Source organism: Bacillus sp. PK6-026, assembly GCF_054161455.1.
In genome coordinates, this window is record NZ_CP096418.1 from 2,711,495 (window position 1) to 2,725,039 (window position 13,545).

The following is a 13,545-nucleotide window of genomic DNA, read 5'->3' on the forward strand; positions in this document are numbered from 1 at the left end:
AAAATTAAAGTGACGAAGATAAACATGGTCGCCACTGGCAGTACTTTGATAATCCCTTCTTTAAATATCATTGATGCCAAATCCAGAAATAAGCACCCCTACAAAAGGCACCATGGTCGGACTTGCTTTCCCCAAACCAGTAAACGTTAACATAAGCCCTCCCCCTACAGAAACCGTTTACATACCTATACAATAAAAAAAGATGGAGAACCCATTCGTAGTACGGAGTGGAACTTGTCAAAAAGCAATTCAAATTATTAATTTAAACGATATAAAAAAACATCCATTAAGGACGTTTTTTGATTGAGAATTAAGCAATCAATTTAACCAAAAGAAAGTAACTGTAATTAAAAGTATTAAATATATGGCCGAAAAAATTCTATAAATACCTTTTTTGGTTTGGAAAGGTGGGGATATAAAAGTTACTAAAATGGTCGGGCCAAACAAAGCAATCAAAAAGTACCTATAATCAAAAAAGACAGTACAGATTGATAGTAGTATTGAAAAATAAAATACTATTATAAATGAAGTATTAACTTTACTTTTCGTTTCTTTTTGTTCTTCTTCTGTATGATCATCCAGTAATTTATCTATCTGCTTTTTATTAAAGAACATAAGAGCCTCCTAATGTTAATTTGTTAAGTAAATAAGGCGTTATTAATGCTTCTGTAACAGCAGCAAGTAATGTCAATAAAAAAAGTATAATAACAAAGTACAAAAAATCTTGTAAAAACTGTTTTTTTGAAAAATAAATACCCCTTATCTTCATATACACGTAATCTAACAATTTGAAACCAAGTGCTCCCGACAAAATCATTGCCGGAATCTCAAAAATACCGTGAGGAACCAAAGCAGTTAATATAAATAAGACATCGTTTCCATGGTCAGTGATACTATGTAAAGAAGATAGACCGACTAAGAAGCCATTCAATAGTAATAAGATAGATGTCAAAATTCCAAATGTAAACATTGAAAAAATGAGAAATAAATTTGCTGCAAAATTATGTGTAAAGTAACCTGATACTGTGATATTTTGAACATTATCTTGACTAAGGCTAGGTAGAATATTGTTAAAAATCACACCAAGAACTAAACCCACTATGTAAAAGGAGCTTGCTATATAGAGTATACGCTTATTTCTTTTTATTAATTCCTTCATTTTAGTATCGTATCCATATCCCTTATAATCAAATCTTCAAAATCCTTTATGTCTGTCAGGTGATTATATTCTTTAACTAAAGTACCATTAATCAGTATACCAACCTTATCGCATAGTTGTTGCGCTATGTTTACAAGGTGTGTAGACATGATGACAGTATTCCCCTGTTCAGCATAACGTTTGAGAAAACTTTTCATCATCTTTGTAGTGGGGGGATCAAATGCCCCTAATGGTTCATCTAATATTAATATTTCTGGTTCATGAACTATGGCTCCTGCAACAGATAACTTATGTTTCATACCAAAAGAAAATGTAGATATCATGTCGTTTTCATTATCTTTCAATTTAAATTGACTTAACAAAAGATCTATTCTATCATTTTTAATCTCATAAGGGACTTCTTGTAAATCAGCAACAAACTCAAGGTACTCTCTAGGTGTTAAATAATGATAGATAAAAGGTGCGTCTGGAACGTATCCTATATATTTAAGGTAAGAGGATCTTTCAGATTCCAAGGTTTCTCCTTTGACAGTGATTTTACCTTCGTAAGGTTTCACTATACCAAGGATACATTTTAAAAGAGTTGATTTACCAGCTCCATTTGGTCCAAGTAAGCCGTAAACTTTGCCTTTCTCTATCTTTAAATTAATAGATTCAAGGATCAGTTTATCTTTATATTTGAAAGACACATTTTCAATGTTCATGTTTTCATCTCCCAATTTTTCGTTCCTATTCTTTTAATCCAAAAATAATAAAAGACTCCAATACCTATAACAAATAAAATGGTACCTGTCACAATGATTAAAAAGAATACTCCCCTATTAATAATATTAAAAGTAACGAGAACGCCTGTGATACCATACAACTGAAGGTAAAATGCCAGTAACACTCCGAGAATAGTATGTTCAAAAAATGATGCTTTAACAGATGAACCAATGTCTTCAAAGTTCTCCCAATCTAAACGAGGATAGAGAAATGTTCCAATAATTTGTCCAGCCCCTATGATAAGACTGATGGAGTTAATCATGATGAACAATATAAGCTGCGTCATAATATCTAAGTTGAATAACAATAAGATGAATAAAAATAACGTATTCATTAAAATAAGAATTACAGATAAGTGCAATAAAGATTTTCCTGCGATCAATTTAAAAATAGAAGCACCCGAGCTCTTATAAACGTAAAGGTTCTCACGCTCTGCATCTGCTGAAGTTACGCCAAGTAATCCCTCTCCTAATAAAGATGTATTATAAGTCACAGCAAATAAAATTGGGTAGATAACAAAAATGTCTGAGAAATCAAACCACTTTTGATTTAAACTAAGACCTATCAATACACCTAGTTCTACTGCAATCATATTAATGGAAAGTACCAGTCGTTTTTTTATTGTAAAATTAGCTCTTAATAATGCAGTAAGGTCTTTCTTTAGAATAGCAATATTTTGCCGTGGTAAGGTCTTTTGTAAGAAACTTAAAAAAGGCAACTTGATTGGTTTTAATTTTGGCAAAAGATTATTAGGTACTGCTTCTTTTATAATCAATACTTTCAAAATTAAATGAAAGGTAATAAAGGCGAAAAGGCAACCTAAAGCAATATAACCTATAGAACATAAAAAAAATAAATGTATATCACTTGTTGAAAGTAAAAACCAATTTGTAGGCAGCCAATTGGTGGTTAATATCGTATCTAATTTGAATAGATATATGAAATTGCCAATAGCTTCGAGGAGATCATTTTGATAAAAATAATTAAGTCCAATCCAACCAAGAAAAGTAGTTGAAATGGCAGATATACAGGCAATTCCTATAAGGGATAACAAGCTTTTTAATCGTGAATTTAAAATGTTATGTAGAAATTTAGAATAAACGATGTATGTAAGCGATGAATAAAGACTTGTCAGTCCAACAATAAATATTAGCAGTGATGGAAATGATAACAAAAGATATATACGGTCATGTGTAGAAAAATTTATAAAAAAGAGTATAGGGAATAACACTACTGTTAATTTAAACAGGATGTTTAGAAAAATTGTTGTGAAGAATCTTGATAATAAAATTTTTTTGGGATCCGTTTTTAAAGTATGAAGAAGAAGAAAATCTTCAGGATATACATATCGATGTATGATATCAGTCGATGATTTTAATATATTCAAAACAAAAAAGAGAATGATAAAGTTAGTACCTAGAGTTAGAATATGCTCTGGAACTCCAGTTAAAAGAGTCTGTGAGGCTTTATATAGAATAAATATATACACCAAGAAAAAGGGCGCAAAGACAAATAGAATTTTATTTGATTTAAGTAAATTTTCGCTTGATGGGAAAAAATAAATCAAGCGATTTAAAGTTCGTCTATAGGTTAGTTTAAAGTTTGCAATGAGAACCCTTTTGTTGAGCATGTGTATATTCCTCCTAGAACGAAAATAAGGAGGAGTATAATTATACTCCTCAATCTCTTCCTTTTGAGCATCTTACCATTCAGCAGCATATTTCTTGCCGTATTTTTTAGCTAGCTTTTTCGCTGTAGCTACCATTGCAGCTGTAATTAGACCAGTTCCGCCCAAAACAACAGCCAATAGGCTGAGAATTGTTAATACATCGCCTGTTGTCATAATAACACCGATTGCTACATAGGCTGTTTTTTTACTAATTCCTAGGTTTGTTGCAAGGTCTAAAGCGAACTGATGACCTGAACTAAAGTCAATAGAAGCTAAACCTGCAATACCTTCTGAAGAGCCCATAAGGAAAGTAGCAATGGCAAAGAGAGAAACTACACCTGTAATACTTGCAATTTTAAAAAGATTGCTATTTTTCATCTTGAAATCTCACCTCCTTTCAGTTTATAAAAATAAACTTGTTGAAAAAAGAGAAATAATACCTAAAGACATTGTAATGCTAATGATTATGATGGTTTTTTTATAAGAAATTTGATGTATTACTTTTAAGGCAATACACCCTAGAATAGTAGACCACCAAAAGAAAGGGTCGATAATAATATTCAAGATAATATCTAGCGGCTGTTGAGAATTTGGGTAAATAACTGAAAAGGCGAAATCACTACCTAAAAAGAAAGAAAAAATAATGAGTATTGTAAATTTGATGCCTATAGGTATGATTGAATAAATAAAACTAGGGAAAAATTCTTTGGCTGTAGCGGTCCCGCCAATTAATATCCCAATAATATGTATAATAAAAAAGCTTACAAGAACCATCGAGGTAAATTGAATAATACCTAATACTAATGTAATGATCATAATGAGTGTATTCATATCAGTTGTATAATCAATTCCATTGTCTTGAAATGAATTATTAATCAAGGTAGAGAGTGTTGGGAAGATAGCTAAATAAAAGCCTAAGAACAGAAACAATACAGCTAGGAAGACAAACCAAGAATGACGATAATTCTTATCGCTAGAATACTTGATAGAAAGAAAGTCCTTTGGAGAAAATATGAAATGATGTACGAGAGTAATAAAGTTTTGTTTATTATCCATAAATGCTCCTTATATAAACAAAAGTATTTTTTGTTAATTCTATTAAAAACATATCACCTTTTACAATGTTTGGTCAATATGGGATTTTATTTATTAAGGTAAATTTAAGGTTGAATTGTTTCGTGAAAATCGAAAAGAATGCCTCTGGGACTACCCCCTTTTTTAAAACTTCATTTTGTTGTTTCAGCTAACGACTTTCTGCCTGCATTCAGAAGAATACTCGGGATCCTTTCGATAAGTATATTGTTTTCCAACAGGCTGTTCGAATAAGTGTTTATCCGCAGCCTTATACCACCTGCCCCATGCCTGAACCCGCGCCTTATTCTTGATATTCGATTTCTGCATGATCTCTTTCTTAGGTACGCCTACCAATCTCATTTCTAAAGCCTTCCGTTTGACTTCAACCGGATAATTCACTCTTGTCCCCATAGAAAAAACACCTCCACGTCTTATTTCGGATAACAACTATCCGTTCAACTTTGAAGGTGTTTTTTATTTGTCTCATCTTATGGGACCGGTCCCCTTCGTACCAGCCTGCTTTTTTATTGCCTCCGCTCCGGTGCAAAAAAGGCTGCCGCTTTAAAGCGGCAGCCTCTTTCTCATCCGAACCGGCCTGTAATATAATCTTTTGTCCGATAGTCGTCAGGACTTGAAAACATTTTGACCGTATCGTTGCACTCAATCAGCTCGCCCATGAGGAAAAATGCCGTTTGATCGGAAATTCTCGATGCCTGCTGCATATTGTGCGTGACGATTGCAATCGTGTATTTCTCTTTCAGCTTGAACATCAGCTCTTCAATTTTCAAAGTCGAAACTGGATCAAGAGCTGATGTCGGTTCATCCATCAAGAGAACGTCCGGATTGGTGGCCAGCGCCCTTGCGATGCAGAGGCGCTGCTGCTGCCCCCCGGAAAGTCCGAGCGCCTGGGAATGAAGGCGGTCTTTCACTTCATCCCACAGCGCCACATCCACAAGCGCTTTTTCCACCCTCTCATTCAATTCCTTTTTGTTTTTCAGTCCATGGATCCTTGGTCCGTATGCGACATTATCAAAAATCGACTGGGGAAACGGATTTCCTTTTTGAAACACCATACCGACTTTCTTCCGCAGCTCAACAAGATCGACTTTGCTGTTGAGTACGTTCGTTCCGTTGTAGCTGATCTCTCCGGTCATTTTGACATTCGGAACCATATTGATCATGAGATTCAGCGTTTTAATGAAGGTCGACTTTCCGCAGCCTGACGGACCGATGATGGCGGTAATTTCGTACTCGGGTATTGTCAAGTTAATGTTCTTTAATGCGTGATGTTCGCCGTACCATAAATTCAAATCATTGATCTGGTACACATCTTTTGGCTTTACGGCTGTTACAGCGCTCATACCGGCCCCTCCTTATCCAAACCTGCCGTTGATGTAATCCTCTGTCTTTTTTTCTGAAGGATTCATAAAGATCTTTTCCGTACGATCGTATTCGATCAAATCTCCGTTAAGGAAAAATGCCGTTTGATCGGAAATTCTTGAAGCTTGCTGCATGTTATGCGTGACAATGATGATCGAGTATTCCTCTTTTAGACCGACGATTAATTCCTCTATTTTCGCATTTGAAATCGGATCGAGCGCTGAAGCAGGCTCATCCAAAAGCAGGACTTCAGGCTTCATCGCGAGCGTCCGGGCGATGCAGAGGCGCTGCTGCTGCCCGCCTGACAGCGAAAAAGCCGACTCATGCAGCCTGTCTTTCACTTCATCCCACAGCGCGGCTTTCCTCAAGCTTTCTTCCACGATCTCATCAAGCACAGATTTACGCCGTTCACCCGCATACTTTAAAGCATGGGTAATGTTGCTGTAAATCGATTTTGGAAAGGGATTCGGCTTCTGAAATACCATTCCGATTTCCCTTCTCAGATTGACGACATTGATATTGGAATCAAGGATGTTAAGTCCTTCATATCGTATTTCTCCGGATGTTCTGGCTGATGGAATCAGATCGTTCATCCGGTTGATGCTTCTTAAAAAAGTTGATTTTCCGCAGCCTGACGGGCCGATCAAAGCCGTAACGGCATGTTTGTCAACATGCATGGAAATGTCGTTGACGGCCCGCTTTTCTCCATAGTAAATATTTAAATTTTTCACTTCTAAAATATGTTCTTTCGCTTCAGGAAACGGAGCGATTCCGATAGTGTCGCGCACGGTTTCCAAAACCGGCATCTGAACCTGAACCATATGATTTCATCCTTCCTTCTTATTTGTTTGCCGTTAACTTTTTATGAATAAAAGAGCCGAGCCATCGGGCTGCCAAATTAAAGATCAAGACGGACAGTACAAGAACGGCGGATGCCCCGTTTGCGATCGCTTCAGCATCAGGGATGATCCCCTGTGTGTTTACATTCCAAATGTGAACGGCCAGCGTTTCAGCCGGTCTGAAAATATTGAGCGGCGAGGTCTCAGAAAACGGATTCCAATCGGCGAAATTCAGTCTCGGCGTGGTTAGTCCGGCTGTAAACAGCAAAGCGGCAGCTTCGCCAAATACGCGGCCCGACGCAAGAATCGCCCCTGTGATGATGGACGGCACCGCACCAGGGATCAAGACCGTTTTAATCGTATGCCACTTGGACACACCTAAAGCAAGGGAAGCTTCTTTTTGTTCCTTAGGTACAGAGCGGATCGCATCCTCTGTCACCCTGACCATGACGGGAAGGTTGAAAATCGTCAAAGCAAGCGCTCCGCCGATAATGCTGTACCCCCATCCGGTCAAATTAACAAACAGCAGCATGCCGAACATCCCCATGACGATCGAAGGAAGGGATGACAAAACTTCAATACAGACACGGATAAAATCGGTCAATTTGTTGGCGGGCGCATATTCAGCCATATAAATTCCTCCGCCGACTCCAAGGGGAACCGTGATCAGCATCGTCAGTGCGAGAATATAAAACGAGTTGAACAGCTGATCGCGGATTCCGCCGCCGCTTGAAAGCGCACTGGAACGCGAAGTTAAAAAGCTGAGACTGATATGTGAAACACCATTGATGATGATATAAGTGAACAAACCGACAAGAATGGCGGCGATTACCGCAGCAATCAATCCAAAAACACCGGTTGCTAAACGATCTGTTACTTTGCTGTTCATTACAGTTTCCTCCTGGATGACAGATAGCGGATGAGCAGGATGAACAAGAACGACATGATCAGAAGGACAAGGCCCATTGACCAGAGCGTATTGTTTTCCACGCTTCCGTATGTTGTATGGCCCATATTCAACGTTATAATCGTTGTTAATGTCCCCGCAGGGTCTAAAAGGCTCTCAAACAGGTTTCGGGAATTTCCGATGACCATCTGCACGGCCAGCGCTTCGCCGAACGCCCTCGCCATTCCTAAGACGACGGCTGTCAGAAGCGAAGGCAGCGCTGCCGGTATCAGCACTTTTCGGATTGTCTGCCAGCGGGTTGCGCCCAATGCGTATGATCCTTCGCGCAGATTTTTCGGCAGAGACATGAGCGCATCCGTTGAAATAGAAGTGACCGTCGGCAAAATCATGACAGCCAGGACGATCGTTCCCGCCAGAAGGCTGTGGCCCGATCCGCTTGACTTAAACTGTGAAATGAACGGCACTAACACTGTAAGGCCTATGAATCCATAAACGACGGAAGGAATACCAACAAGCAATTCGACAACCGGCTGCAGTACTTTTCTGCCCCATGATGGCGCGATTTCCGTCATGAAAATCGCACCTCCTATTCCAAGCGGTGCAGCAATCAAAGATGCAAGAAGGGTCACTGCAAAAGATCCGAGTATAAACGGAAGGGCTCCGTATTCAGGGTTTTCGTTCGTTGGATTCCAATCTAGACTGGTTAAGAACTCAATTGGACTTACACCATTGGCCAGAAAAGATTGCAACCCCTTATTTCCGAGAAAAATTGTGATCGAAATCGCCGCCGCCATCATGATAAACGCGCACGACGCAACCAAAATCCTCCCGCGGATTTCATCCATTTTGCGATTATGCTTGGAGCTGATCAGCCGCTCTTTTGCGGACAGTTTCTCTATTTTTTGAACCATTTTTTTACACTCCTATAAGAACAAGTCATAAGAGGGAAAGTGTCAGGAGCACACTTTCCCGCCTTCTATTGTCAATTATTTATCAGTTTGCTTTCCATTCGCATCGCGCTTGACTTCCATGTCTGTTACTGGAATGTAGCCCTGCTCCGTCACGATGGATTTTTGAATGTCATCGTTCATCAAATAGTCGAGGAATTCTTTCGCCAAGCCTTCAGGCTCGCCTTTCGTATAAGAATGCTGGTATGCCCAGATCGGGAATTTGCCTTTTTGTACATTTTCGGCTGTCGGCTTAACGCCGTCGATTGAAAGCGGAGTGACAGTGTCATCCTTGATATAAGAAAACGCAAGATATCCGATTGCTCCAGGCGTTTCAGCGATTAACTTTTTCACTGTGTTTGAAGAATCTTCCGTGATTCCTTCAGCCGGAGTTTCTCCGTCAAGTGCATATTTAACAAAAGTCGCGCGGGTTCCTGAAGAATCAGGACGGTTGACAAGCGTAATCTTTTGATCTTTCCCGCCTAGTTCCTTCCAGTTCTTGATTTTACCTGTGAATACCTTTTTGAGATCCTCTAACGAAATGTCATCGATGCCTACTTCAGGATTGACCGCAGCTGCCATTCCGACAACCGCAACTTGATGATCGGTAAGTTCTTTGGCAGGAATGCCTTCTTTTTCTTCGGCAAAGACATCGGAGTTGCCGATTTGGACTGTGCCTTCAGCCACTTGGGAAAGACCTGTGCCAGAACCTCCAGCCTGAACTTGAATATCGGCATCAGGATTTTCATCCATGAATTTTTCAGCCGCTGCTAAAACAAGAGGCTGCATCGCCGAAGAACCCGAAATCGTCAAAGAACCTGAAGCCTTATTCTCTGCTTTATCGCTTTGTTTGCCTTCGTCTGCATTGTTGTTTGTACTGCTGCTTCCGCAAGCTGCTGCGAAGACAACTAAAACGGACATGATGAACATCAGTGTGATTTTTTTAAATGGTTTCACTTCTTAATCCTCCCGCGTAAATGTGTAATTTGTCCTACGGGTATAGCGTAACTTTTCAGTGTTAATCTTGTTTAAATGAATTATTAAGGTTTTGTAAAATAAGCTTGAACTTTGTATAGAATGCGGGTGAAAGGAACGGGCGCACAAAAAAACACCTGCATGGTTCAATGCAGGTGTTTTAATGAAAAAGTCCTATTCTGTAGCTTCTTTTTCGATTTTGTCTTTATTTTTTTCGGCGGTATTTTCTTTCGATTGTTTTGATTTCAGTTCAAAATACTTATCAAGCACTTTCCGGCCGAGTTCGTTTGTAATTGAATATCTTTGGCCATAGTCATTATAAACCCAAGGAACGACGACGGAAATTGCGACTTCAGGATTATCGTAAGGAGCGTAGGCAACAAGCGTTGTATTGTATGTCGGTGTTCCCGTTTTCGATTTGTCCGGTCCGTCATAGAAAGACTGGGCCGTTCCTGTTTTTCCTGCTGGTTTATATGAAGCAGAAGCAAACTGACCCGCTGCCGTACCTTTTGTCATTACGCGCCTGAATCCGTTTTGGACTTCTTTAATATATTGATCGCTCATGTCTAATTTGTTCAATACTTCAGGCTGCACGGACTGTGTAACGGCCCCGATTCCTTTTTTCGAATCAGGCTCCCTGATCTCTTTCACGAGCTGCGGCTTCATGCGGTACCCGCCATTGGCAATCGTTGATACATACTGAGCCAGCTGCAGCGGTGTGTATGTGTCATACTGTCCGATGGAATAGTCAAGCAAGAAACCAGGCAGTCTTTGAGATCCTTTGTAGCCTGTTGCTTCATTTGGCAGATCGATTCCGGTTTTGACGCCGAGGCCGAACTGGCTGAAATAATACCTGAATGTATCAAATGCTTTTGTTTGAAGATTGAGAGGCTGGTGCGCCTTATATTGACCTTTACCAAGGGCGATCGCCGTTTTAAACATGAACACGTTTGAAGATTGTTCAAGCGCTCCCTGGATACCCAGTGTTCCCAAGCCCACTCTCCATGACTTTTTCGGATTCGGCGAGTCACCGATCCAAAGCGGTTCATCAAGAAAAGTCGTATTTAAATTAATGGCTCCCGTCTGCAAACCTGTTAAAACAGTGGCCCCTTTGACAGCCGAGCCCATCGCGTAAGAAGACGTCATCGCGCCGAGGGCATAGTCGTCAACCTTTAATTTGCCGCTTTCGTTTTTAAGCTGCTTGCCGGCAATCGATAACACTTCCCCGTTTCGCGGGTCCATCATGACGACGAATGCGCGGTCGAGAAGCGGAGCGCTATGCTGGGCTTTGGCGGACTTCAGTTCATCCTCGATAATTTTTTCAATCTCTTTTTGCATATCAACATCGATCGTCAAGACTAAATCTTTTCCGCTTTTCCCCTCTGAAATGACTTCCGTATCGACGATGTCCCCTGATTTGTCGGTAATATTTTTCACTTTCTCTTTCTGTCCCTGAAGCACATTTTCATATTCGGCTTCAAGGTAGCTTTTTCCAACCCGGTCATTCCGGTTGTAGCCGAGCGACAAATAATGATCAAGCAGACTTTTCGGAAGCCCTTCATTTGAATCAGATATGCTGCCGATCATCGTTCTGAGCAGACCGTTATAAGGATAATCCCGCTTCCAATCTGACGTCACATCGACTCCAGGGAGCTCGTCCAGGTGTTCGCTGACAACCGCCATTTCTTTTGCGGTTACGTCCTTGTTTTTAATATACTGCGGAGTCAACGCGTATCCAGAATCCATCTGACGCTTGATTGCCAAGACTTTCAAATCTTGATCTGTCAGTTCTTTCAGTTTATCTTCCGTGATCCTGTCAAGCTGCAGCTGGTATAAATCGTCTTCTTTCAGCTTGCCGTCCTTAACTTTTTTCCGATCCTGATCGGTGATGAGCTTCTCGGCTTTTTTCGGCCTCGTTAAAATCCAGTAGTCCTTTTTATCGCGCTCCGTTATTTTATCTGTATCGATTTTGATCATTTCTGCAAGTTTTTTTGCTATTTTAAGCCTGTCCTTTTGAGAGGTCGATGATGTCCTTGTGTATGTAATGGCATTCATCGGTTTATTTTTCACGATCGTGTTTAAGTTCCGATCATATATTTTCCCCCGCGGAACGCTTGTCGAGACATCGACTTCTTCCTGCTTCTGCACTTCGTTCGTATAGTCTTCGCCAAAGACGATCTGCACCATGCCGAGGCGCACGACGACGATGGTGAAAATAATAAAAGCGAGCAGGAACAATATGTTCAATCTAATGGGGAGCGATTTGCGTTTTTCAGTTTTCATTTTTTTGTTCATCATTAGCATCACCTTTTTGAAATAAAGAAAAGACACCTTATGAAAAGGTGCCAAATCTATTGTAAAGTTTTTTTCGGCATTTTTCTACTATTTTCCCTTGCGGCTTACCTTTTTCCTTCTAAATAATTGGGTTCAGCTGTTTGTTTATGCGCATCTTTTCCGACCGTTTCGCGGGCGGGCTCTGTCAGACGGATATCTTTGACGAAATAGTAGATCAGCGTGTGGCCTGCCCCCAGCAAAACGAGGGAAACCGGAATGCCCAGGTCTTCTTTCAGCAGCGACACGAGCAGCAAAAAGACCAAGATCGAGACAATCCGTCCGATGTTTAAAAAAACCTCTCTGACGACAATATATTCGATCCGCGCTTTCCGGGCATACCTTGCTTTACCGATCACATCATATGTGAGCGATGAATACGGTACGAGCAAAATCGGATAGCCGATCGCAATCGCTACAGCATACAGCAGCAGCGTCACATACGTCATATGAAACAAAATCAGAAAGAGAGCGCCGAACAGGATGAGACCGCCCATTAAAATCGCCTTTTTGCGCGCTCCTTTTTTAATAAGCCGCGTTGCGAAATAGTATGCAAAAAAAGAAACAGCTGAATTAATCAAGCCGAACTTCCCCAATGCCAACTCGCTCTTTGTCGTAATAAAGACAAAGACATTGATTAAAAAAACGAAAATCCCTTCTCTCAGCCCCTGAAAAAAATGAGCATTTGTAATGCTGCGCCAATTCGGGTCTGAATTTCGTTCTGCCCAGATTTTCTTCAAAATGTAGCGGCCGCGCGATTCACGCCTCTTTAAAAAAAAGCTCGTGATGACAGCCACTGAAAATAAAGCCAAAGACAGGCTGAAAATCACCGTGTACCCCGTGTTGTCAGCAAGCCGTGAAATAACATAGCCGGCGACAATCGGACCGATCATTCCCGCGCCGGAATTTAAAATGCCGAGAAACCCGTTAAAAAAATCTCTCGTGTCCGGCTCAGTGATTTCAAATGTCAGGACATTAAACGCAAGCCAATAAAATCCGTAGCCAATTCCGAGCACACTGCCGAGCAGCACAAGCCGTGATCCCGCATTCTCCCCCGCCAACAGCACGGTTAAATAAAATACAGCCAAAAACGAAACGCCAAACCTGAGTATAAACACCCTGTCGATTTTTTTAGCAAGGCGGCCTGCAAACATAAAGATGATAGGCTGCATCACGACGATCGACAAATTGTAAATGGCCAAATCGACAAACTGTCCGGACTGCTTCCACAGATATACATTCACAAACGTATTGGAAAGGGCAATGCTAAGAGAATAAAGGCCGCCGACTGCAAGCAACAGCAGGAGGTCCCTGTTTACTTCAACATCGCCTATTATGTTTTTGATTCTGCTCATAACTGACTCCCCTTTACTGATCATCATTAGTCTGTCTCATCAAAAGTCAGTTATGTACTTCAGAGCAAAAGAAACGAAAAACAAACAGACCGGCTTTTTGCCGGTCCTTCAACAGCCGCTCCGCTTCGCGAACAACATAAAAAG

General features: G+C 40.5%; 13 protein-coding genes and 1 pseudogene. All 14 read right to left on the reverse strand.

All coding sequences use genetic code 11. The annotated features are described in order from the left end of the window. Positions 1–318: 318 nt before the first annotated feature. The gene (locus M1D59_RS13750) at positions 319–615 is read right to left on the reverse strand and encodes a hypothetical protein (RefSeq protein ID WP_020452196.1); all 297 of its coding nucleotides are present in this window, start codon (positions 613–615) and stop codon (positions 319–321) included. Next, positions 605–1,159 (reverse strand): stage II sporulation protein M, encoded by a 555-nt coding sequence (locus M1D59_RS13755; protein ID WP_026579300.1) that lies wholly within the window; start codon positions 1,157–1,159, stop codon positions 605–607. The genes M1D59_RS13750 and M1D59_RS13755 overlap by 11 nt, the downstream gene beginning before the upstream one ends. Beyond that, positions 1,156–1,863 carry an ABC transporter ATP-binding protein gene (locus M1D59_RS13760; protein ID WP_020452198.1) on the reverse strand — a complete coding sequence of 236 codons (708 nt, stop codon included), beginning with the start codon at positions 1,861–1,863 and terminating at the stop codon, positions 1,156–1,158. Before M1D59_RS13760 ends, M1D59_RS13755 begins: the two co-directional genes overlap by 4 nt. Beyond that, entirely contained in the window at positions 1,860–3,554 is a 1,695-nt protein-coding gene (locus M1D59_RS13765) for a hypothetical protein (protein WP_020452199.1), read from the reverse strand. The genes M1D59_RS13760 and M1D59_RS13765 overlap by 4 nt, the downstream gene beginning before the upstream one ends. Positions 3,555–3,626: 72 nt before the next feature. Further along, complete coding sequence (locus tag M1D59_RS13770; protein ID WP_020452200.1) at positions 3,627–3,971, reverse strand: uberolysin/carnocyclin family circular bacteriocin; 345 nt, start codon at positions 3,969–3,971, stop codon at positions 3,627–3,629. Positions 3,972–3,995: 24 nt separating this feature from the next. Then, positions 3,996–4,649, reverse strand: coding sequence for a YIP1 family protein (locus M1D59_RS13775; protein ID WP_020452201.1), 654 nt, complete (start codon positions 4,647–4,649; stop codon positions 3,996–3,998). Between the two features lie 157 nt (positions 4,650–4,806). Further along, positions 4,807–5,078 (reverse strand): annotated as a pseudogene (locus M1D59_RS13780) (IS3 family transposase); the annotation flags it as partial. A gap of 170 nt (positions 5,079–5,248) precedes the next feature. Further along, on the reverse strand, positions 5,249–6,028 hold the full coding sequence (gene pstB, locus M1D59_RS13785; RefSeq protein ID WP_458117471.1) for a phosphate ABC transporter ATP-binding protein PstB: 780 nt from the start codon (positions 6,026–6,028) through the stop codon (positions 5,249–5,251). Between the two features lie 12 nt (positions 6,029–6,040). Continuing rightward, entirely contained in the window at positions 6,041–6,853 is an 813-nt protein-coding gene (pstB, locus tag M1D59_RS13790) for a phosphate ABC transporter ATP-binding protein PstB (protein WP_043054596.1), read from the reverse strand. 34 nt (positions 6,854–6,887) lie between these two features. Beyond that, positions 6,888–7,775 (reverse strand): phosphate ABC transporter permease PstA, encoded by an 888-nt coding sequence (gene pstA / locus M1D59_RS13795; protein WP_025811149.1) that lies wholly within the window; start codon positions 7,773–7,775, stop codon positions 6,888–6,890. Further along, positions 7,775–8,704, reverse strand: a complete 930-nt coding sequence (pstC, locus tag M1D59_RS13800; RefSeq protein ID WP_003183532.1) for a phosphate ABC transporter permease subunit PstC — start codon at positions 8,702–8,704, stop codon at positions 7,775–7,777. The genes pstA and pstC overlap by 1 nt, the downstream gene beginning before the upstream one ends. Before the next feature lie 75 nt (positions 8,705–8,779). After that, the gene (locus M1D59_RS13805; RefSeq protein ID WP_023855212.1) at positions 8,780–9,697 is read right to left on the reverse strand and encodes a phosphate ABC transporter substrate-binding protein; all 918 of its coding nucleotides are present in this window, start codon (positions 9,695–9,697) and stop codon (positions 8,780–8,782) included. 192 nt (positions 9,698–9,889) lie between these two features. After that, positions 9,890–12,013, reverse strand: coding sequence for a peptidoglycan D,D-transpeptidase FtsI family protein (locus M1D59_RS13810; RefSeq protein ID WP_035338382.1), 2,124 nt, complete (start codon positions 12,011–12,013; stop codon positions 9,890–9,892). Between the two features lie 101 nt (positions 12,014–12,114). After that, the gene (locus tag M1D59_RS13815) at positions 12,115–13,401 is read right to left on the reverse strand and encodes an MFS transporter (protein WP_023855214.1); all 1,287 of its coding nucleotides are present in this window, start codon (positions 13,399–13,401) and stop codon (positions 12,115–12,117) included. Between the last annotated feature and the right edge of the window lie 144 nt (positions 13,402–13,545).